Source organism: Streptomyces sp. NPDC045998 (genome assembly GCF_056430285.1).
Genome location: NZ_JBWKLJ010000003.1, coordinates 547,976 through 567,709, shown reverse-complemented (window position 1 = coordinate 567,709; position 19,734 = coordinate 547,976). Strand labels below are relative to the sequence as shown.

The window sequence follows — 19,734 nt, the reverse complement described above, 5'->3', positions numbered from 1 at the left end:
CAGGCCCGGCCGCAAGCTCGGCTGGAACCTGATCGGCCTGCTCGTCTTCGTCTCCATCGGCTTCCCGGTCTACTGGATGCTGAACACGGCGTTCAAGCCGGCCAAGGACGCCATCGACCCCGATCCGCACTTCTTCCCCCGCACGTTCACCCTGGAGAACTTCGAGCGGGCCCTCCAGGTCGCGGACTTCTGGGGCCCGGTCGGCCGCTCGCTGATCGTCTCGTTCGTCGTCGTCCTCATCGGCGTCGTCGTCGGCATGCTGGCCGCACTCGCCATCTCGCGCTTCGCCTTCCGCGGCCGCAAGATCGTCATCGTCGGCATCCTCGCGGTCCAGATGGTCCCGCTCGTCGCGATGATCATCCCGGTGTTCCTGCTGCTCAACGACCTCGGTCAGTACGACAAGCTCACCGGCCTGATCATCACGTACCTCACCTTCATCCTCCCCTTCACGGTGTGGACGCTGCGCGGCTTCATCGTCAACATCCCCAAGGAGCTGGAGGAGGCGGCGATGGTCGACGGCTGCACCCGCACCGGCGCCTTCGTCCGGGTGGTGTTCCCGCTGCTCGCCCCCGGCATGGTCGCGACCTCCGTGTACGGCTTCATCCAGGCCTGGAACGAGTACCTGTACGCCCTGATGCTGATGAGCCAGCAGAACCAGACGGCCACCGTCTGGCTGGGCAACTTCACCACCAAGAACGGGACCGAGTACGCCCCGATGATGGCCGGCGCCACGATGATGGCCGTCCCCGTCGTCATCCTCTTCCTCCTCGTCCAGCGCAAGATGGCCGCGGGTCTGACCGCCGGCGCAGTGAAGGGATAACGGCCCCCATGACGACTCTCGTACGCGGCGCCTCCCCGACCCTCGTCCGGGACGCGCTCGCCGTCCTGCAGCCGGGCTTCGCCGGCACCACGCCACCCGACTGGCTGCTGCGCCGCATCGGCGAGGGGCTCTCCTCCGTCGGCCTGTTCGGGCGCAACGTCACCGGCCCCGAGCAACTGGCCGCGCTGACCGCCCGGCTGCGGGCCGAGCGGGACGACCTGCTCGTCGCGATCGACGAGGAGAGCGGCGACGTCACGCGCCTGGAGGTGCGGACCGGCTCGTCCTTCCCCGGCAACTACGCGCTCGGCACGGTCGACGACACCGGCCTGACCCGGGCCGTGGCGGCGGAGCTCGGCCGCCGGCTCGCCGCCTGCGGCGTCGACTTCAACTGGGCGCCCTCCGCGGACGTCAACTCCGACCCGGACAACCCGGTCATCGGCGTCCGCTCCTTCGGCGCCGACCCGCGACTGGCCGCCCGCCACACCGTGGCCTACATCGAGGGCCTGCAGTCCGCCGGCGTCGTCGCGTGCACCAAGCACTTCCCCGGGCACGGCGACACCAATGTCGACTCGCACGACGCGCTTCCCCGCATCGATGTGGACCTCGCCACACTGCACGCCCGTGAGCTGGTACCTTTCCGCGCCGCCATCGCGGCGGGTTCCAAATCGGTGATGAGCGCGCATATCCTGCTTCCCGCGCTCGACCCCGACCGCCCGGCCACCCTGAGCCCGCAGATCCTCACCGGTCTGCTGCGCCAGGAGCTGGGCTACGACGGCCTGATCGTCACCGACGGCATGGAGATGCAGGCCATCGCCGCGACGTACGGGATCGAGCGCGGCTCCGTCCTCGCGATCGCGGCGGGCGCCGACGCGATCTGCGTCGGCGGCGGCCTGGCGGACGAGGGGACCGTACTGCGGCTGCGCGACGCGCTGGTGGCGGCGGTACGGACCGGCGAACTGCCCGAGGAGCGCTTGGCCGACGCGGCCGCGCGGGTGCGCGCGCTGGCGTCGTGGACCCGGGCGCACCGGGCCAGGGGGGCTCAGACGGGGCCGGGCGCGGCTTCAGAGGAGGGGACCGCGCCCGGCACCGACATCGGTCTCGTGGCGGCCCGGCGGGCGCTGACCGTCACGGGCACGCGGGAGCCGCTCACCGGCCCGGCGTACGTCGCCGCCTTCACCCCCGCCACCAACTTCGCGGTCGGCGACGAGACCCCGTGGGGCGTCGGCCCGGAGCTGGCGCGGCTGCTGCCGTCCACGACGACCGGGACGTACGCCTCCGACGCGGCCGTGGACCGGGTGCTGCGGGACGCGGGGGAGCGGCCCATCGTCGCGGTGGTGCGGGACACCCACCGCCACCCGTGGATGGGGCGGACGCTGGACGCCCTGCTGGTGGCCCGGCCCGACACGATCGTCGTGGAGATGGGCCTGAACCAGGCGCCGGCGCGCGGGGCGCTGCACATCGCCACGTACGGCGCGGCGCGGGTCTGCGGCACCGCGGCGGCGGAGGTGATCGCGGGCGCCGTCTGAGGGTCGCGCGTACGCCGAAGGGCCCGGTTCCGGGGGGAAACCGGGCCCTTCGTGCGTGGTGCGTGTGCGCGTGTGCGCCTGTCAGATGCCCTGCCACGCGGGCTTGTTGGCGTAGGTGTGCCGGAAGTAGTCGGCGAGCTTCAGCTTGGACGCGGCGGCCTCGTCGACGACGACCGTGGCGTGCGGGTGCAGCTGCAGCGCGGAGGCGGGTACGAGCGCGGCGACCGGCCCCTCGACGGTCTGCGCGACCGCCTCCGCCTTGCCCTCGCCGGTGGCGAGGAGCACCAGATGGCGGGCCTCCAGGATGGTGCCGATGCCCTGCGTGATGACGTGGTGCGGCACCTGTTCGATGTCACCGTCGAAGAAGCGCGCGTTGTCCACGCGGGTCTGCTCGGTGAGCGTCTTGATCCGGGTGCGGGACGCGAGCGAGGAGCACGGCTCGTTGAAGCCGATGTGCCCGTCGGTGCCGATGCCGAGGATCTGCAGGTCCACGCCGCCCGCCTCGGCGAGCGCCCTGTCGTACGCCTCGCAGGCGGCCTGGACGTCCTCGGCGGAGCCGTCGGGGCCCATGAAGGCGTCGGGGCTCAGCCCGAGCGGCTCGACGACCTGGCGCAGCACGGTCGAGCGGTACGACTCGGGGTGGCCCGCGGGCAGCCCCACGTACTCGTCCAGCTGGGCTATGCGGGCGCGCGAGGCGTCCACGGCCCCGGAGCGGACCTTGGCGATCAGCGCGTCGTAGATGGGCAGCGGGGTCGAGCCGGTGGCCACGCCGAGCAGAGCGTCGGGCTTGCGGCGCAGGAGGGCGGCGATGCCCTCGGCGATGAGCTCGCCGCCTGCCTTGGCGTCCTGGACGATGACAACTTCCACGCTGGGCCTGCCGATCTGATGGGTGACGGATGACAAGGTGGTATAGACCAATCTAGCAGAATGGCCCTCTCCGCTGGCGGCTTCTCGGCGGCCCGTGTTCGACTGGTGCGCATGAGCGAGCAGCCGGGGCGGATCATGGCGGGGGAGATGGCGGAGCAGCCCGCGGTGCTGCGACGGATCCTCGACCAGGGCGCGCCGCGGATCCGTGCCGTGGCCCAGGCGATCCGGGAGCGCCGTCCGCGCTTCGTCCTGCTGACGGCGCGCGGCACGTCGGACAACGCGGCGCTGTACGCCAAGTACCTGCTGGAGATCCGGCTGGGCATGCCCTGCGGTTTGACGTCCATGTCCACGACCACGGCGTACGGCGCCAAGCCCGACTACACCGACGTCCTGGTCGTCACCGTCAGCCAGTCCGGCGGCTCCCCGGACCTCGTCGCCTCCACGCGCGCGGCCCGGGAGGCGGGGGCGATCACCCTGGCGGTCACCAACAACCCGGACTCGTCGCTCGCGGCGGTCTCCGAGCACCACATCGACATCCTGGCGGGTCCGGAGAAGGCGCTGCCCGCCACCAAGACCTACACCGCCTCGCTCCTCTCGCTCTACCTCCTGATCGAGGGCCTGGCCGGCGACGGCGGCCCCGCCGCCGCCGCGCCCCTCCCGGACCGGGCGGCCTCCGTCCTGGAACGGCGCGACGAGGTCCGCGCCCTCGCGGCCCGCTACCGCTTCGCCGAGCGGATGGTCATCACCTCGCGCGGCTACGGCTACCCCACCGCGAAGGAAGCGGCCCTGAAGCTGATGGAGACCAGCTACATCCCGGCTCTCTCCTACTCCGGCGCCGATCTGCTGCACGGCCCGCTCGCCATGGTCGACAACATCTCGCCCGTCATCGCGGTCGTCCCGGACGGCAAGGGCGGCGAGGCCCTCCAGCCGGTCCTCGACCGCCTCCGCGGCCGCGGCGCGGACCTGGTGGTCGTCGGCCCCCGGCCCCAGGTCGCGGCGGCCTCCGCGGGCTTCGTCCTCCCGACGGAGGGCATCCCGGAGGAGCTCCAGCCGATCCTGGAGATCCTCCCGCTCCAGCTCCTCGCCTACGAGGTCACCATCGCCCGCGGCCAGGACCCCGACGCCCCACGCGCGCTGGCGAAGGTCACCGAGACCCGCTGACCGGCCCGGCGAGCGGCCCTACGGCAGCGAGCCGTTCGTCGTGTCCAGCCAGTGCCCCGTTATCGCGCGGGCGCCGTCCGACGCCAGGAACGCCACCACGTCCGCGACGTCGGCGGGAACGCCGACCCGCCCCAGCGCCGAGAAGGCCTCCGCGCCCGCCCACGCCGCCTCGTCGGCGCGCAGCCACGCCGCGTTGACGTCCGTGTCGACGATGCCGGGCGCCACCGTGTTGACGGTGATGCCCCGCGCGCCCACCACCTTCGCCAGGTACCGCGTGAAGGTGTCCAGCGCGCTCTTGCTCATCGCGTACGCCATCGCGTCCGGCATCATCGCCGCCCGCGTCAGCCCCGTCGACACGTTGACGACCCGGCCGCCGTCCCGCATCCGCTCCAGGCCCAGCCGCGTCACGAAGAACGGCGCCTTCGTGTTGACCGCGAACACCCGGTCGTACTCCGCCTCACCGATCGTGCCGAACGGCTCGGACGCGCCGATGCCCGCGTTGTTCACCAGGATGTCCAGGCCCTCGGCATGCCGGTCGAACGCCGCCCACAGCGCCTCGGCGTCCCCCGGTGTGCCGAGCTCCTGCCCGATCGCGAAGGCGGAGCCGCCGGCCGCCTCGATCGCGGCGACCGTCTCCTTCGCGGCCGTCTCGTTCGTGCCGTAGTGCACCGCGACCCGCGCCCCGTCGCGGCCGAGCCGCTCCGCGATGCCCCGCCCGATGCCCCGGCTCCCGCCCGTGACCAGTGCCGTCCTGCCCGTGAGCGCGCCCATGACGCCACCCCCCGATTTTTCTAGCGATTGGTACAGAAAGACGGTAGCAGACTTTCTTTAGTGCGCGCTATAGAATGAGGCCATGGCGACGAAACAGCGCGGCAGGCCCCGCTCCTTCGACCGTGCCACCGCTCTGGAGAAGGCGGTGATGGCCTTCTGGGAGCACGGGTACGAGACGACGTCCGTGGCCGACCTCACCCACGCGATGGGCATCGGCGCGCCGAGCCTGTACGCCGCCTTCGGCGACAAGAAGACGCTGTTCGAGGAGGCCCTCGGCGTGTACGTGGAGCGGTACGGCTCCTTCGGGAGCCGCGCCCTGGACGCCGAGCCCACCGCCCGCGCCGGCATCGCGCGGATGCTGCGGGACGCGGCGAGCGAGTACACCGACCCGGCGCACCCGCGCGGCTGCCTGGTGATCTCGGCCGCGATCAACTGCTCGACGCCCGAGGTGGAGCAGGGCCTCCGCGAGCGCCGCAACGCCAACCTGGCCGGCCTGGAGTCCCGCATACGCGCCGACGTCGCGGCGGGCCGCCTCCCGGCCGACACGGACGCCGCCGCGCTGGCCCGCCTCAGCGGGGCCGTACTGCAGGGCATGTCGCAGCAGGCGCGCGACGGCGCGACGAAGGAGGAGCTGGAGGCGGTGGCCGAAGCCGCGATGCGCGCCTGGCCGGCGTAGCGGCCGGGACGCGGGCGTCGAACGCGGCCGCGGCTCCCGAAAGCACCCGCGGGCCGCGCGAGCATCCGCGGGCCGCGCGAGCACGCGGGGCCCGGAAGCGTCACGGGCCCGGAAGCGTCACGGGCCCAGAAGCGCCACGGGCCGGAAGCGCCACGGACCGGAAGCGTCACGGGCCCGGAAACGTCACAGGCCCGAAAGCACCCGCGGGCCGCGGCGCCCGACGGGACCCTCAACCCGTCCGGCACCGCAGCCCGGAGTTGCCCGGCCGTCGGGTGTGCGGTCCCGCGGCCGTGTGGGAGGTCCCGGGCGCAGTCAGGGCAGAGAGCGCCGGGTCCTCGATCCACCCTCCTGTGCGGGGAGGGCGGAGGTCGTTGTCGCATTGTGGACTAGACCAATCCGGTCTGTCCATCGGTAAGCAGATGGTAATCCCGCGCCCATCCTCCCTCACCGGCCGACAGAACACCAGGCGCGGCCGCACGGGTACGCTCGCACACGTGCCCTCCATGAACGACCTCGTACGCCAGCACACCGCCCTGAGCGACTCCGACCTCGAGTGGCTCCACCTGCTGGTGTCGGAGTGGCAGCTGCTCTCCGACCTCTCCTTCGCCGACCTCGTCCTCTGGGTCCCCACCCTCGACGGCACCCGCTACGTCTCCGTCGCCCAGATGCGGCCCAACACCGGCCCCACCTCCTACCAGGACGACATGGTCGGCCACCTGGTCCCGCGCGGCCGCCGCCCCCTGCTCGACGCCGCCCTCGACGAGGGCCGCATCGTCCGCGAGGGCGACCCCGAATGGCGCGAGGAGGTCCCGGTCCGGGTCGAGTCCATCCCCGTACGCAGGGAGGGCCGCGTCCTCGGCGTCATCGCGCGCAACACCAACCTGCTCACCGTCCGCACGCCCAGCCGCCTGGAGCTCACCTACCTCCAGTCCGCGTCCGACCTCGCCCAGATGATCGCGAACGGCACCTTCCCCTTCCCTGGGCAGCAGGTCGACATGGACGCCTCGCCCCGCGCCGGCGACGGGCTGATCAGGCTCGACGCGGACGGCGTGGTCCAGTACGCGTCACCCAACGCCCTCTCCGCGTACCACCGTCTCGGCCTCGCCGCCGACCTCGTCGGCCAGCACCTCGGCCAGATCACCGCCGAACTCGCCCCCTCCCGCGGCCCCGTCGACGAAGCGCTGGTCAAACTGGCCAGCGGCTACGCCCCGCGGGAGACGGAGGTCGAGGGCAGTGGCGGCGTCATCCAGTTGCGCGCCATCCCGCTCAAGCCCAAGGGAACTCGCATCGGTTCGCTCGTGCTGCTCCGGGACGTGACGGAACTGCGCCGCCGCGAGCGCGAGTTGATCACCAAGGACGCCACCATCCGGGAGATCCACCACCGGGTGAAGAACAACCTCCAGACGGTCGCCGCGCTCCTGCGCCTCCAGGCCCGCCGCATGGACTCCGACCGGGGACGCGAGGCGCTCAACGAGGCGGTGCGGCGCGTCGGTTCGATCGCGATCGTGCACGAGACGCTCTCGCAGAACCTCGACGAGCGCGTCGAGTTCGACGACATCGCCGACCGGGTCATCTCGATGGTCGCGGAGATCTCACCCGGCAAGGTGACCTGCCGCCGCAACGGCCGCTTCGGCATCCTCGACGCCGAGGTCGCGACCCCGCTGTCGATGGTCCTCACCGAGATCCTCCAGAACGCCCTCGAACACGCCTTCGCCCCCGGCGAGCTCGGCACCGTCGAAGTCTCCGCCGTACGCGGCGACTCGCGCGCCGCCGACGCCCGCCTGCTGATCACCGTGCAGGACGATGGGCGCGGCCTGCCCGAGGACTTCGATCCGCAGCGCGCCGGCAACCTCGGTCTGCAGATCGTACGGACGCTGGTGGAGGGGGAGCTGGGCGGCACGTTCGACATGCAGCCCGCCCCCGGCCGCGGCACGCGCGTGGTGCTCGACGTCCCGGTGCGGGCCCAGAAGTAGCGAGGCCCCGGCCCGGTAACGAGGCCCCGGGCCCAGAAGCAGCGAGCCCCGACACAGCAGCGAGCCCCGGACCGTGGGAACGGTCCGGGGCTCGAACGCTTTGGGGTTACTGCTGCGCGCTGCGGCTCGGGAGGCGGGTGGGTGCGTACTCGCTGTACGCGCCGCCGGGCCTCAGGCTCGTCGCGGTGGCGTCGCTCAGGCGCTGGCGTTGCGCGCCCGGTTGCGGGCGGCGCGGCGCTTCATCGCGCGGCGCTCGTCCTCGCTGAGGCCACCCCAGACGCCGGAGTCCTGGCCGGACTCGAGCGCCCACTGCAGGCACTGCTCCATGACGGGGCAGCGACGGCAGACAGCCTTGGCTTCCTCGATCTGCAGCAGCGCAGGACCGGTGTTGCCGATGGGGAAGAACAGCTCGGGGTCTTCCTCACGACAAACGGCGTTGTGACGCCAGTCCATGGCTGCTACCTCTCCTTGGTGTTGCATTCAGGTTGCTTGTGAATGTGAACGCTTTCACGAATCCCTCAACAAGTGAAGGGCCTACCGCCGGGTGGGCGTGTGGTCCTGTGATTTGAGGAGGGGTTCTGGCTTTCCCTGGAGGCCGGTTCTGCGGGCCGTCCCGATCGCCATGTAGAGATTCGCAAACCTCGGCTGCGGATACAACCCCTTCCGGGAAGTTTTTTTTGATTCCTCGGTGTCGGCTAGGTCACAGCCGTACTTCTATGGGGTGGATCCTGGCCCATACGTTCGAGATAAAGGGTCCGAGGCTCTTCTACTCACACAATCACACGCAGTGCACGGCGAACGCCTGTGAACGTCACGCTCGTGCGCAGCCCCAGGTGGTCTCCGTCCATCTGGAACGGCAGCGGGACCTTCGAATGCAAGGTGAAGTCGGTCAGGTCGTGCAGGGAGAGGGCGTGCTTGCCGCGCGGTCCGCGCTCCGGGGTCGAGGTGAGCAGCTGCGTCGCGTACCGCGCCACCGCGGCCGTCGACAGCCTGCTCAGACCGAGCACGTCGAGCCCCGTGTCGAAGGACGCCTCGGGCGCCGCGTACACCGGGCGATTGCCCAGGTAGGTCCAGGGGGCGGTGTTGCAGACTATCGACAGCGCCAGGTCGTGGACCGGGTCCGCGCCGGGGCGCTCCAGCGTGATCACGCCCTGCCGGCGGTGCGGCTCGTCCAGGAACTGGCGCATCGCCTGCCGGATGTACAGCGCGTGCGTCGATCTCCGGCCGCGCTCCCGCTGCTGCTCGACGCGGCCGATCACGCCCGCGTCGAAGCCGAAACCGGCACAGAACGTGAACCAGCGGGCCGGCACCGCCTCGTCCTCGGAGCCCGGGGTGCCGGAGGCCAGCCCGAGTCCCACGGTCCGCTCGCGCCGCTCGCCCAGCGCGTCCAGGATCGCGCCGGTCGCCTCCACGGCGTCGTTCGGCAGCCCCAGCGCGCGGGCGAAGACGTTGGTGGAGCCTCCGGGCACCACCGCGAGGCGCGGCAGCCGGTCCGGATCCGGGCCGTGGTGCAGCAGGCCGTTGACCACCTCGTTGACCGTGCCGTCGCCGCCGAGCGCGACGACCAGATCGATGTCGGAGGCCTCGGCCGCCCGCCGCCCCACGTCGCGGGCGTGGCCCCGGTACTCGGTCGTCACCGCCTCCAGCTTCATCTCGCTGGCCAGCGCGTGGATCAGTACGTCACGGGTGCGGGCACTGGTGGTGGTGGCTGCCGGGTTGACCACGAGAAGTGCGCGCATGCCCGCCAGGTTACCTACCGCGCGGTACCGGGCACAGGCGCTCCCGACCCCTGTCCAGTACGTGGACGGGCCCGGCCGCTACCCTGCTGGGGTGAGCAGTACGGAGCCGACCCCCGTCCAGACCGCCGCCGACGCCCAGCGCCCCGCCCGGGTCACGGCCGCAGCGGCCGTCGCCGGGCTGGAGGCGCTCGCCCTGTTCGCGGGCGGCGCCTACCTGCTCGTGACGAGCCTCACGGGCAAGCCCGACGGCCTTACCCAGGCCCTGACCGGCGGTGTGACGCTCATCGCACTCGGCCTCATCCCGTTTTTCGCCGCCCGGGGCCTGCTGCGCTGCCGCAGCTGGAGCCGCGGCCCGGCGATCATCACGCAGCTGATGGCCCTGCCCGTCGCCTGGACCCTGCTCCAGGCGGACAGCGCCGCCATCCCGGGCGGCATCGCCCTGGCCGCCGCCGCGGTCACCGGCCTGGTGCTGCTGCTCCACCCGGAGACCCCGAGGGCCCTCGGCATCCGCGGCCGGGCCTGACCACCTCCGCCGCGCCTGACCTCCGCCGGGCCCGGGTCACGGGAGCGGCTACTCCTCCACCAGGAGCTTCTCCCGCAGCTGCGCCAGCGTGCGGGCCAGCAGCCGGGAGACGTGCATCTGCGAGATGCCGACCTCCTGCGCGATCTGCGACTGGGTCATGTTCCCGAAGAACCGCAGCAGCAGGATCCGCTTCTCGCGCGGAGGCAGGTCCTCCAGCAGCGGCTTGAGCGACTCGCGGTACTCGACGCCCTCCAGCGCCTCGTCCTCCGCGCCCAGGGTGTCCGCCACCGCCGGGGACTCGTCGTCCGTGTCCGGGACGTCCAGCGAGAGCGTCGAGTACGCGTTGGCGGACTCCAGGCCCTCCAGGACCTCCTCCTCCGAGATGCCGAGCCGCTCGGCCAGCTCGTGCACGGTCGGCGAGCGGCCGTGCTGCTGGGACAGCTCCGCCGTCGCGGTGGTCAGCGACAGCCGCAGCTCCTGGAGCCGGCGCGGCACCCGCACCGCCCACCCCTTGTCCCGGAAGTGGCGCTTGATCTCGCCGACCACCGTGGGGGTCGCGTACGTCGAGAACTCGACGCCGCGCTCCGGGTCGAACCGGTCCACCGACTTGATCAGGCCGATGGTGGCGACCTGCGTCAGGTCGTCCAGCGGTTCGCCGCGGTTGCGGAACCGGCGCGCCAGGTGCTCCACGAGCGGCAGGTGCATCCGGACGAGCTGGTTGCGCAGCTCGGCCCGCTCGGGGGAGCCGTCCGGCAGCTCGCGCAGCCGGATGAACATCGCCCGTGCGCCGCTGCGGTCCTGCGGGTCGTGCTGCGCCGCCTGCCGGGGCCGCTCGTGCCGCTCGTGCTGGTCGTGCGACTCCTGCGGCTCCTGTGGCTCGTGCTGCTCGCTCATCCGGTCCACCTGCTCTGCCCGCGCCGTCGAGGCCCGGGCCGTCGTGGCCCGCGCCGTGGCGGCCCCCTCCGACGTCTCCACGAGACCGTCCACCGGGTGGGGCCGCGCCTGCTGTTCCGGGATGCCCTCCGGCGAGCTCAGCGCCCGGGGCCCGCGCTCCTCGTTTCGCACCGGACCGTCCCCGTTCCTCACGCCGGCCCGGGTCCCGCGCCGCGCTGTTTGTACAGGTTGATGGAGACCGTCCGGTCGTCGGCGACGGACGAGTCGACCTTGCCGGCCAGTGCCGAGAGCACCGTCCAGGCGAACGTGTCCCGCTCCGGGGCCCGGCCGTCGGTCGTGGGCGCCGAGACGGTCACGTCCAGGGAGTCGTCGACGAGGCGGAACACACAGCTCAGGACCGAGCCGGGCACGGCTTGCTGGAGCAGGATCGCGCAGGCCTCGTCGACCGCGATGCGCAAGTCCTCGATCTCGTCGAGGGTGAAGTCCAAGCGCGCCGCGAGGCCGGCCGTGGCCGTACGCAGCACGGACAGGTAGGCACCCGCAGCGGGCAGCCGGACTTCCACGAAGTCCTGGGTCCCGGGCTCGCCTGCGATCTGGGACACCCTCACCTCCAAGGTGGCACAAGCTCATTCGGGGCTCGGCTCGCGGAAGGAAGCTCCTCCCGGGGCCGGGCCGTGCGGTATACGCGGGTGTGCGTAGTCCGCCGTGACGCTATCGCGATTCCATCGTGCCGTGTCGCCGGGGCCTCCTGCTCCGACGCCTGTCACTCATGGTAAGCACATGAGTACGGACAGTGGCTAGGGGGTTGCGGCACCCAATCGCGAGAAACCGGCGGAGGGTTGACGTACCCAGGCCTCAGACGATCGAACCGTCGACAAAGCACCAACGCCATCTCTCGCCGGGTTCGAGGGTCCGCATCACCGGGTGGCCGGTGTCCTTGAAGTGCCGTGTGGCGTGCCGCCCCGCCGAGGAGTCGCAGCAGCCGACGTACCCGCACACCAGGCACAGCCGCAGCTGGACGGGGTGCGTACCGTCGGCCCGGCACTCCGGGCAGGTCTCGCTCAGCGGCACCGGCTCGGGGCGCGGCAGTTCGGCAACGTGGGGGCACTGGCTCACGATGGCCAGGTTACGACGGGGGCGCGCGTTCCGGCCGCGCACGGACGAGCCCCGGGTGACGGACGAGTCGGCACGAGCGAGAGCGGGGAGACGATGAGCGGTGGGGCGATGGACGTGCTGCCCCTGGTGGGGCTGGTCGCGGCGAGCGCCGCGATCGCCGGGGCGGCGCGCAGGACACCGGTCCCGGCGCCGCTGCTGCTGGTGGCGGCCGGGCTGGCCGCCGCGTACGTACCGGGGGTGCCGGACTACACGCTGGACCCGCACATCGTGCTGCCGCTGGTGCTGCCGCCCCTGCTGCACACGGCGGCGCTCGACTCCTCGTACCTCGACCTGCGCGCCAACGTGCGGCCCGTCGCGCTGCTGTCGGTCGGCTACGTGCTCTTCGCGACGCTGGCCGTGGGCTACCTCGCGCACCTGATGGTGCCGGACCTGCCGCTGACCGCCGCGCTCGTGCTCGGGGCGGTGATCGCGCCGCCGGACGCGGTGGCCGCCACCGCCGTCGCCCGGCGCCTCGGGCTGCCGGGCCGGATCACCACCATCCTCCAGGGCGAGTCCCTGGTGAACGACGCCACCGCCATCACCGCCTACAAGGTCGCGCTCGCGGCGGCGCTCGGCGCGTCCATCGGCTGGGCGGGCTCCCTCGCCGAGTTCGCCCTCGCCGCCATCGGCGGCATCGCGGCCGGGCTGGTCCTCATGGTGCCGATCCACTGGCTGCGCCGGTGCCTGCGCGCACCCCTCCTCCAGAACACCCTCTCCCTGCTGATCCCGTTCGTGGCGTACGCGGCGGCCGAGCGCGTCCACGCCTCCGGGGTCCTCGCGGTCGTCGTGGTGGCCCTGTACCTGGGGCACCGCTCCTGGCAGGTCGACTTCGCCACCCGCCTCCAGGAGGAGGCGGTGTGGAAGGTGGTCGCCTTCCTGCTGGAGTCGTCCGTCTTCGCGCTGATCGGACTCCAGCTGCCGCACGTGGTGCGGGGGCTCGATCCGTACGGCGCCGGGGAGGCCGTCTGGTACGCGCTGGGGGTCTTCGCCGCGGTCGTCGTCGTGCGGTTCGTGTGGGTGTTCCCGGCCACCTACCTGCCGCGGTGGCTGTCGCGGCGCGTGCGCGAGCGGGAGCCGGGGGTCACCTGGACCTCGCCGGTGATCGTCGGCTGGGCGGGGATGCGCGGGGTGGTCTCGCTGGCCATCGCGTTCTCCATCCCGGTGGCCATGGACGGCGAGCCGTTCCCGGCGCGCGACCTGGTCCTGTTCCTCACCTTCACGACCGTGATCGGAACCCTGGTGGTGCAGGGCCTCACCCTGCCGCCGCTGATCCGCGCCCTGAAGCTGCCCGGGCGGGACGCCACCGCCGAGACCCTCGCCGAGGCGCAGGCCCAGAGCGAGGCGTCCCGGGCCGCCGAACGGCGGCTGGAGGAGCTCCTCGCCGACGAGCGCAACGCGCTGCCGCAGCCCCTGGCCGACCGGCTCCGCACGGTCCTGGAGCGGCGGCGCAACGCCGTCTGGGAGCGGCTGGGCGCGGTCAACGCGCTCACCGGGGAGTCGGCGGACGACACGTACCGGCGTCTCGCGCGGGAGGTGATCGACGCCGAGCGTGAGGTCTTCGTACGGCTGCGCGACGCGCGGCGCATCGACGACGAGATGATGCGCACGCTGCTGCGCCGGCTCGACCTGGAGGAGGCGGCGGCCTACCGGGAGGGGACCTCGTCGGATTGAGAGGGCTCGGGGCGGCCGGTGATCACGGCGGCGAGCGTGGTGCCGCGCGGGAAGGAGCCCTCCGCGGCCAAGGTGAAGAGTCCGTACAGCATTTTGGCGACATATATACGCTCGATGGCGAGTCCATGCCGCTGGGCGAAGTCGTCGGCGAAGTCGTCCAGGTCGGGCGTTCCGCGGGCGTAACCACCGCAGTGGAACCGCTCGTCGAGGCTCCAGTCGCCCGCGGGGCCGCCGAACGCCCGCTCCTGGAGGGCCCGTATCTCCGTGCCGAGGAACCCGCCCTTGAGCACCGGTATGCCGAGCGCGCGCTGTCCGGGGCCCAGGCCGGCGGCCAGGCCGGCCAGCGTGCCGCCCGTGCCGCAGGCCACCGCCACCACGTCCACGTGCCCGTCCGCCCCGGCCGGTGCGTCGCGCAGTTCGCGCCCGAGCTCCACGCAGCCCCGTACCGCCAGCGCGTTGCTGCCGCCCTCCGGTACGACGAAGCAGCCCTCGGGCGCCCGCTCCAGCAGTCGCGCGCGCACCTCCGGGTCGTCCTTGGCGCGGTACGTCGCCCGGTCCACGAACAGCAGCCGCATCCCGTCCGCCGCGCACCGCGCGAGGGACGGGTTCAGCGGGCGGTCGGCGAGCTCCTCGCCCCGTACCACCCCGACGGTGGGGAAACCCAGCAGGCGGCCGGCGGCGGCCGTGGCCCGCAGGTGGTTGGAGTAGGCGCCGCCGAAGGTGAGCACCGGGCGGCCGGCCGCGGCGTCCAGGTTCGGGGCGAGCTTGCGCCACTTGTTGCCGACGAGGTCCGGGTGGATCAGGTCGTCCCGCTTGAGCAGCAGCCGTACGCCGTGCCGGGCGAGGCGCTCGTCCTCGACGGCCCGCAGGGGGGAGGGGAGCAGCGGGCCGAGGGAGGGCAGGTCGAGCGCGGTCACCCGGCCATTGTCACGCAGCCACCGGCCCTGCACCCGGCCCGGCCCGGTCCACCAGCCCCGGCCACCGGCCCGTGCGCTCAGTTCAGCCGCTCCTGGATGCGCGTCCGCATGGTGTTCATCGAGAAGCCGCGCGGATCGATCTTGCCCGGCTGCCACTCCTTGTGCCCGATGACCGAGCGGGCCGACCAGCCGTGGCGGCGGCAGATCGCGGCCGCGGCCTTCTCGATCGCCTCCAGCTGGACGGCGGGCCACGGGTCCTCGCCGTCGCCGAGGTTCTCGCACTCGAAGCCGTAGAAGTACCGGTTGCCGTCCCGGTTCCCCTCGTTGTCCCGGGGCAGCGGCCTCTCCGCGATCACGGCGCGCAGGACGTCGTCGTCGCCCTTGCCGGCGTGGTTGGCGCGGCCGTAGCCGACGAGATGGACGCGGCCGTCCTTGGTGATCACACCGTGGCACAGCGGCCCGGGGAGCCCCGGGCGGCCCTCCCGGCAGACGCGGACGGTCTGTTCGCCGCCCTTCGAGGCGGTGTGGTGCAGCATCACGCCGTGCACCGGCCCCCACGGCCCCTTGTGGTTGCGGTTGTGGGTGCGCCATCCGCCGACCTCCACGACCGTGAGGCCTTCGTCGCGCAGCGCGTCGAGAAAAGTGTTCGCGGACAGGGGTGTGGCCACTCCGCCTCCTTACGTGAGCGAGCCGTACCGGGGCTCCTGTCGGAGCCATCCCCAGCCGGCCCCGCACCGCGACGGCGTTCGGGCGGCGTACGAACCGATCCGGACATGAAACGTGTGTCATGCCCCGTGACGGGTGATTCAGTCTCGCTCATTTGTGTAATGGCGTGACTACGCCACGTGCTGAAAGGCTTTTCCTCGGAAGGTCGGACAATGATCGAGAGGGAAGTACATGTCGGTTGGTTCGGTTGGCGAGGACGTCCGCACCGAGCAGCAGGCGCCGCAGCAGAGTCTCGGCACCGCCGCCGCGCGGAACCTGGCGACCACCACCAAGTCGGTCCCGCAGATGCAGGAGATCACCTCCCGGTGGCTGCTGCGCATGCTGCCGTGGGTGCAGGTGCAGGGCGGTACGTACCGGGTGAACCGGCGCCTCAGTTACGCGGTCGGCGACGGACGGGTCACCTTCGTGCAGACCGGCGAGCGCGTCGCCGTGATCCCGAACGAGCTGCGGGAGCTGCCCGCCCTGCGCGGGTACGAGGACGACGCGGCACTCGCCGAGCTGGCGCAGCGGTGCGTCCAGCGGGAGTTCGGGCCCGGTGACGTCATCGCCGAGGCGGGCGCGCCGACGGACCGGGTGTTCCTGCTGGCGCACGGCAGGATCGAGCAGATCGGCACCGGTCCGTACGGCGACGAGGCGATCCTCGGCGTCCTCGCCGACGGGGCGTACATCGGCGACGACTCCCTCACCGACCGGGACGCCACCTGGGAGTGGACGGTTCGCGCGGCGACCGCCTGCACCGTCCTGGAACTCAGCCGCGCGGACGTCACCAACCTCGCCGAACGGGCCGAGTCCCTGGCCGGACACCTCGCCGGCCTGGCGGCCCTGCCGCGGCAGCGGACCAACAAGTACGGCGAGAAGGCCATCGACCTCTCCGCCGGCCACGTCGGCGAGGCCGTCGTCCCGCACACGTACGTCGACTACGAGGCCTCGCCGCGCGAGTACGAACTGAGCGTCGCCCAGACCGTGCTGAAGGTCCACAGCCGCGTCGCCGACCTCTACAACCAGCCCATGAACCAGACCGAGCAGCAGTTGCGGCTCACCGTCGAGGCGCTGCGCGAGCGCCAGGAGTACGAGCTCGTCAACAACCGCGAGTTCGGCCTGCTCGCCAACTGCGACTACGGGCAGCGGCTCCAGCCGCACGACGGCGTACCCAGCCCCGACGACATGGACGAGCTGCTCTCCCGCCGCCGGGGCAACAAGCTCTTCCTCGCCCACCCGCGCGCCATCGCCGCCTTCGGGCGCGAGTGCAACAGGCGCGGGCTCGTCCCCGACACCGTCGACGTGGCGGGCCACCAGATCCCGGCCTGGCGCGGCGTGCCGATCTTCCCCTGCAACAAGATCCCGATCTCCGAGGCCCGCACCACCTCGATCCTCTGCATGCGTACGGGCGAGGCCGACCAGGGCGTCATCGGCCTGCACCAGACCGGCATCCCGGACGAGATCGAGCCGAGCCTCTCGGTGCGGTTCATGGGCATCGACGAGCAGGCGATCATCTCGTACCTGGTGACCGCCTACTACTCGGCGGCGATCCTGGTTCCGGACGCCCTCGGCGTGCTGGAGAACGTCGAAGTCAGCCGCTGGCGATGACCATGACGAGCACGGACAGGGGCGCCACCGCGGAGGCCGCAGAGGCCGCGGAGGCCGCGGCGTCGCTCCTCGACCGCACCCGTACCGTCGTCCAGCCCCAGCTGCGCGCGACCGTGGAGTCGCTGCCCGGCCCCATACGGCGGGTGGCGATGTACCACTTCGGCTGGGAGCACGCCGACGGCAGCCCGGCCGCCGGGCAGCAGGGCGGCAAGGCGATCCGGCCCGCGCTGGTGCTCGCGGCCGCGCGGGCCCTGGGCGGCGACCCGTACGCCGCCGTCCGGGCGGCCGCCGCCGTGGAGCTCGCGCACAACTTCACGCTGCTCCACGACGACATCGTCGACGCGGACTCCACCCGCCGCTCCCGGCCGACCGCGTGGACCGTCTTCGGCATGCCGGACGCGCTGGTCGCCGGGGACGCCATGCTCGCCCTGGCGCTGCGGCTGCTCGCCGAGGACGGCCACCCGGCGGCCGCGCGGGCCTCGGCCCGGCTCGCCGCCTGCGTGATCGAGCTGTGCGCGGGCCAGCAGGCGGACTGCGCCTTCGAGGGGCGTGGGCCCGACGAGGTGTCGCTGGAGGAGTGCCTCGCCATGGCGACCGCCAAGACGGGTGCGCTGCTCGGCTGCGCCTGCGCCCTGGGCGCGCTGTACGCGGGCGCGGCGGAGGAGGAGGTGGTGGCGCTGGACGCGTTCGGGCGGGAGGCCGGCCTGGCGTTCCAGCTGATCGACGACCTCATCGGCATCTGGGGCGACCCGGAGCGGACGGGGAAGCCCGCCGGGGCCGACCTCGCCGCGCACAAGAAGTCGCTGCCGGTGGTCGCCGCGCTCGGCTCCGGGACGGCGGCCGGGGCCGAGCTGGCCGAGCTCTACGGGCGGCCCGCCCTGGACGAGGACGGCGTACGGCGCGCCGCCGACGCCGTGGAACGGGCGGGCGGCCGTGACTGGGCCCAGGCGCAGGCCGCCGACCGGATGGCCCGGGCGGTGCACCAGCTGTCGCGGGCCGTGCCGGACCTGGCGGCGGCCGGGGACCTGCTGGCCCTGGCGGAGTTCGTCACCCGCCGTACGCGCTGAGGCGCCCCGGCGTGCCCGTCCGGAGCCTTCGGGCCCACCGGACGGGCACGCTCCCGCCCCTTCCGCGCGGATCTCGCCCGGCCGGCCGTACCGGCCTGTGCGGCCGGCGGAAACCGCCCTATCCTGAGTCCATGGGCAGCAGCGAAGGACGCCCTACCGTCCGCCGCCCCCGGGAAGGGCCCGAGCACGTGTGCCCCTCCTGTGGACAGCCTGTCGGTACGGCGCTCAAACGACGCAAGATCCTCGGTGTCTGGGCACCCGTGTGGGAGCCCCAGCCATGCCGGAACCCCGGCTGCGACCTCTCCCACGAGCCCCACGAGGAGGGTTCCGCGGACGAGTCGGGCAAGACGGCGAAGACCGGCTGAAGTCCGGCTGAGGGGGTGTCCGGCCGCACGTCGGAGGCAGTCATACCGCTACAGTCCGCGCCATGTCATCGGAGTCGACGGAAGTCTGGACCGGCTGGTACCGGGACCGCCGGGGTGCGGAAGCCATCACCATCACGTCCGACGGGAAGCGCATCGCCACCCGTATCAGGGGCGTGGAATACGCGGGCGCGAGCTGCGCCGCGCTGCGGGCAGCGGAGGAGAACGGCGGCCTGCCGTTGGCGGGTTGCGTGCTGGAGTGGGACCTGCCACTGCCCGTCGTCATCGACGGCACGCCCCAACGGTCCACGCTCAGCTGCCTGTTGGCGCTCGGTGAAGCCCTGTCCGACGGCTCACCCGAGCGGGTGGATCTTCAGCTGACCCTGCACTTCGGCGGCGCGGCGTACGAGTCCGGCCTGGCCGGCGGCGACTTCGACCTGGCGCTGGACCGCATCCTGCGTCAGCTGCCGCCCGGGGCGCGGTTCGACCGGAGGCTCCTGGAAGCCGCCTGACGGCGGACGGGGCGCCCCGCGAGGCCGCGGGGCGCCCACCAGGGGGTCAGGAGGCCTTCGCCGCCGCGACCGCCGCCGCGAGGCCGTTGCGCCACAGGTAGTCCACGCGGCTGCGCTCCTGCGCGTTCGGCTGCGCGTTCTGGCAGGACGGGCCGGGGCCGCCGCCCGACATCAGCTCGCTGCACGGACCCGAGTAGTGGTCCGGCAGGCCGAGGACGTGGCCGGTCTCGTGGGCGGTGACCCGGGTGGAGTTGTAGATCTGGTTCTGCCGGTAGTCGAGGAAGATGTAGCCGTTGCCGTGCCCGTCGGTCGACGCGTACGAGCCGCGCGAGTCGTTGCCCTCGTAGTACCGGAAGTCCGGGTTGCTGCCCTCCTGCAGCTTCACGTTGCTGACGGAGCTGTTCCAGATCTGCGTGGAGCGGGCTATCTGGGTGCGGAAGCTCGGCGCGTTGGCCGCCGAGTAGACGACGGTGACGGCGAGCGCGCCGGGGTCGGCGGCGCGCTTCTCGGCGACCGAGCGCATCACGGCCTCGTAGAACGCCTTGTTGGCCTTGGCGTTCTCGGCCGACCCGGCGTACGCCGCGTAGCCGGGGGCCGGGGAGGGCGCGGCGGTGGCGGTCGTGGCGGGTACGGCCGCCAGAGCCGCGGTCAGGCTCAGGGCGGCGGCCAGTACGGCCTTGCGGTGTCTCATGGGGGGCTCCTACTCGCTCCCGAACGGTTGGGTGGACGCGTTCGGTCGGATGTCGGACCGACGCCGGCGGGACGTCGGTGGGACAGAGTGTCGAGG

General features: G+C 72.6%; 21 protein-coding genes. 11 read left to right on the top strand and 10 right to left on the bottom strand.

Translation table 11 applies throughout. The features are described from left to right. Nucleotides 1-28: 28 nt before the first annotated feature. Together AC07FJ_RS11525 and AC07FJ_RS11520 are read left to right on the top strand one after the other, a co-directional pair. A complete protein-coding gene (locus AC07FJ_RS11525) occupies nt 29-820 on the top strand; it encodes a carbohydrate ABC transporter permease (RefSeq protein ID WP_479048326.1) in 792 nt (263 codons plus the stop codon). Nucleotides 821-828: 8 nt separating this feature from the next. Continuing rightward, the gene (locus AC07FJ_RS11520) at nt 829-2,346 is read left to right on the top strand and encodes a glycoside hydrolase family 3 protein (RefSeq protein WP_479047780.1); all 1,518 of its coding nucleotides are present in this window, start codon (nt 829-831) and stop codon (nt 2,344-2,346) included. A gap of 81 nt (nt 2,347-2,427) precedes the next feature. Here AC07FJ_RS11520 and nagB read toward each other — a convergent pair whose 3' ends face one another. Then, nucleotides 2,428-3,213, bottom strand: a complete 786-nt coding sequence (gene nagB, locus AC07FJ_RS11515; RefSeq protein ID WP_479048324.1) for a glucosamine-6-phosphate deaminase — start codon at nt 3,211-3,213, stop codon at nt 2,428-2,430. A gap of 111 nt (nt 3,214-3,324) precedes the next feature. On the opposite strand from nagB, the gene AC07FJ_RS11510 reads away from it, so the two are divergent. Continuing rightward, nucleotides 3,325-4,374: an SIS domain-containing protein gene (locus AC07FJ_RS11510; protein ID WP_479047779.1), complete on the top strand. Its 1,050-nt coding sequence runs from the start codon at nt 3,325-3,327 to the stop codon at nt 4,372-4,374. Between the two features lie 18 nt (nt 4,375-4,392). Here the strand turns inward: AC07FJ_RS11510 and AC07FJ_RS11505 are convergent, their stop codons facing one another. Next, nucleotides 4,393-5,145, bottom strand: coding sequence for an SDR family oxidoreductase (locus AC07FJ_RS11505; RefSeq protein WP_479047777.1), 753 nt, complete (start codon nt 5,143-5,145; stop codon nt 4,393-4,395). 82 nt (nt 5,146-5,227) lie between these two features. Between AC07FJ_RS11505 and AC07FJ_RS11500 the strand changes: the two genes are divergently transcribed. Then, the gene (locus tag AC07FJ_RS11500; protein WP_479047775.1) at nt 5,228-5,821 is read left to right on the top strand and encodes a TetR/AcrR family transcriptional regulator; all 594 of its coding nucleotides are present in this window, start codon (nt 5,228-5,230) and stop codon (nt 5,819-5,821) included. Between the two features lie 503 nt (nt 5,822-6,324). Beyond that, nucleotides 6,325-7,794, top strand: coding sequence for a sensor histidine kinase (locus tag AC07FJ_RS11495; protein ID WP_479048322.1), 1,470 nt, complete (start codon nt 6,325-6,327; stop codon nt 7,792-7,794). 195 nt (nt 7,795-7,989) lie between these two features. Here AC07FJ_RS11495 and AC07FJ_RS11490 read toward each other — a convergent pair whose 3' ends face one another. Further along, entirely contained in the window at nt 7,990-8,247 is a 258-nt protein-coding gene (locus AC07FJ_RS11490) for a WhiB family transcriptional regulator (RefSeq protein ID WP_003953983.1), read from the bottom strand. Between the two features lie 317 nt (nt 8,248-8,564). Continuing rightward, nucleotides 8,565-9,533: a diacylglycerol/lipid kinase family protein gene (locus AC07FJ_RS11485; protein ID WP_479047773.1), complete on the bottom strand. Its 969-nt coding sequence runs from the start codon at nt 9,531-9,533 to the stop codon at nt 8,565-8,567. A gap of 91 nt (nt 9,534-9,624) precedes the next feature. Between AC07FJ_RS11485 and AC07FJ_RS11480 the strand changes: the two genes are divergently transcribed. Beyond that, nucleotides 9,625-10,056, top strand: coding sequence for a hypothetical protein (locus AC07FJ_RS11480; protein WP_479047771.1), 432 nt, complete (start codon nt 9,625-9,627; stop codon nt 10,054-10,056). Between the two features lie 48 nt (nt 10,057-10,104). On the opposite strand, the gene AC07FJ_RS11475 is transcribed toward AC07FJ_RS11480, so the two are convergent. From AC07FJ_RS11475 to AC07FJ_RS11465, 3 genes are all read right to left on the bottom strand, one after another. Further along, entirely contained in the window at nt 10,105-11,142 is a 1,038-nt protein-coding gene (locus tag AC07FJ_RS11475) for an RNA polymerase sigma factor SigF (protein ID WP_479047769.1), read from the bottom strand. Then, nucleotides 11,139-11,552 (bottom strand): ATP-binding protein, encoded by a 414-nt coding sequence (locus AC07FJ_RS11470; RefSeq protein ID WP_031076871.1) that lies wholly within the window; start codon nt 11,550-11,552, stop codon nt 11,139-11,141. The genes AC07FJ_RS11475 and AC07FJ_RS11470 overlap by 4 nt, the downstream gene beginning before the upstream one ends. Before the next feature lie 253 nt (nt 11,553-11,805). Then, the gene (locus tag AC07FJ_RS11465; RefSeq protein ID WP_361419373.1) at nt 11,806-12,066 is read right to left on the bottom strand and encodes a UBP-type zinc finger domain-containing protein; all 261 of its coding nucleotides are present in this window, start codon (nt 12,064-12,066) and stop codon (nt 11,806-11,808) included. A gap of 108 nt (nt 12,067-12,174) precedes the next feature. On the opposite strand from AC07FJ_RS11465, the gene AC07FJ_RS11460 reads away from it, so the two are divergent. After that, nucleotides 12,175-13,776 carry a Na+/H+ antiporter gene (locus AC07FJ_RS11460; protein ID WP_479047767.1) on the top strand — a complete coding sequence of 534 codons (1,602 nt, stop codon included), beginning with the start codon at nt 12,175-12,177 and terminating at the stop codon, nt 13,774-13,776. On the opposite strand, the gene AC07FJ_RS11455 is transcribed toward AC07FJ_RS11460, so the two are convergent. Continuing rightward, nucleotides 13,749-14,693, bottom strand: a complete 945-nt coding sequence (locus AC07FJ_RS11455) for a 1-aminocyclopropane-1-carboxylate deaminase/D-cysteine desulfhydrase (protein WP_479047765.1) — start codon at nt 14,691-14,693, stop codon at nt 13,749-13,751. The two genes, AC07FJ_RS11460 and AC07FJ_RS11455, sit on opposite strands and share 28 nt — an antisense overlap. Nucleotides 14,694-14,770: 77 nt before the next feature. After that, entirely contained in the window at nt 14,771-15,361 is a 591-nt protein-coding gene (locus tag AC07FJ_RS11450) for an N-acetylmuramoyl-L-alanine amidase (RefSeq protein WP_479047763.1), read from the bottom strand. Nucleotides 15,362-15,590: 229 nt separating this feature from the next. On the opposite strand from AC07FJ_RS11450, the gene AC07FJ_RS11445 reads away from it, so the two are divergent. The 4 genes from AC07FJ_RS11445 (at nt 15,591) to AC07FJ_RS11430 (ending at nt 18,947) form a co-directional block, all read left to right on the top strand. Continuing rightward, on the top strand, nt 15,591-17,006 hold the full coding sequence (locus AC07FJ_RS11445; protein WP_479047761.1) for a family 2B encapsulin nanocompartment shell protein: 1,416 nt from the start codon (nt 15,591-15,593) through the stop codon (nt 17,004-17,006). Continuing rightward, the gene (locus tag AC07FJ_RS11440; protein ID WP_479047758.1) at nt 17,003-18,073 is read left to right on the top strand and encodes a family 2 encapsulin nanocompartment cargo protein polyprenyl transferase; all 1,071 of its coding nucleotides are present in this window, start codon (nt 17,003-17,005) and stop codon (nt 18,071-18,073) included. The genes AC07FJ_RS11445 and AC07FJ_RS11440 overlap by 4 nt, the downstream gene beginning before the upstream one ends. A gap of 131 nt (nt 18,074-18,204) precedes the next feature. After that, the gene (locus tag AC07FJ_RS11435) at nt 18,205-18,438 is read left to right on the top strand and encodes a hypothetical protein (protein WP_479047755.1); all 234 of its coding nucleotides are present in this window, start codon (nt 18,205-18,207) and stop codon (nt 18,436-18,438) included. Nucleotides 18,439-18,500: 62 nt separating this feature from the next. After that, entirely contained in the window at nt 18,501-18,947 is a 447-nt protein-coding gene (locus AC07FJ_RS11430; protein ID WP_479047753.1) for a DUF6304 family protein, read from the top strand. A 46-nt stretch (nt 18,948-18,993) separates the two neighbouring features. On the opposite strand, the gene snpA is transcribed toward AC07FJ_RS11430, so the two are convergent. Further along, nucleotides 18,994-19,638: a snapalysin gene (gene snpA, locus AC07FJ_RS11425; protein ID WP_361419348.1), complete on the bottom strand. Its 645-nt coding sequence runs from the start codon at nt 19,636-19,638 to the stop codon at nt 18,994-18,996. Nucleotides 19,639-19,734 lie beyond the last annotated feature (96 nt).

Coding starts and splice junctions, on each gene's coding strand:
- AC07FJ_RS11435 (WP_479047755.1), top strand. CDS start 18,205: ATGGGCAGCAGCGAAGGACGCCCTACCGTCCGCCGCCCCCGGGAAGGG.
- snpA (WP_361419348.1), bottom strand. CDS start 19,638: ATGAGACACCGCAAGGCCGTACTGGCCGCCGCCCTGAGCCTGACCGCG.
- AC07FJ_RS11485 (WP_479047773.1), bottom strand. CDS start 9,533: ATGCGCGCACTTCTCGTGGTCAACCCGGCAGCCACCACCACCAGTGCC.
- AC07FJ_RS11440 (WP_479047758.1), top strand. CDS start 17,003: ATGACCATGACGAGCACGGACAGGGGCGCCACCGCGGAGGCCGCAGAG.
- AC07FJ_RS11445 (WP_479047761.1), top strand. CDS start 15,591: ATGTCGGTTGGTTCGGTTGGCGAGGACGTCCGCACCGAGCAGCAGGCG.
- AC07FJ_RS11500 (WP_479047775.1), top strand. CDS start 5,228: ATGGCGACGAAACAGCGCGGCAGGCCCCGCTCCTTCGACCGTGCCACC.
- AC07FJ_RS11505 (WP_479047777.1), bottom strand. CDS start 5,145: ATGGGCGCGCTCACGGGCAGGACGGCACTGGTCACGGGCGGGAGCCGG.
- AC07FJ_RS11490 (WP_003953983.1), bottom strand. CDS start 8,247: ATGGACTGGCGTCACAACGCCGTTTGTCGTGAGGAAGACCCCGAGCTG.
- AC07FJ_RS11430 (WP_479047753.1), top strand. CDS start 18,501: ATGTCATCGGAGTCGACGGAAGTCTGGACCGGCTGGTACCGGGACCGC.
- AC07FJ_RS11510 (WP_479047779.1), top strand. CDS start 3,325: ATGAGCGAGCAGCCGGGGCGGATCATGGCGGGGGAGATGGCGGAGCAG.
- AC07FJ_RS11460 (WP_479047767.1), top strand. CDS start 12,175: ATGGACGTGCTGCCCCTGGTGGGGCTGGTCGCGGCGAGCGCCGCGATC.
- AC07FJ_RS11520 (WP_479047780.1), top strand. CDS start 829: ATGACGACTCTCGTACGCGGCGCCTCCCCGACCCTCGTCCGGGACGCG.
- AC07FJ_RS11495 (WP_479048322.1), top strand. CDS start 6,325: ATGAACGACCTCGTACGCCAGCACACCGCCCTGAGCGACTCCGACCTC.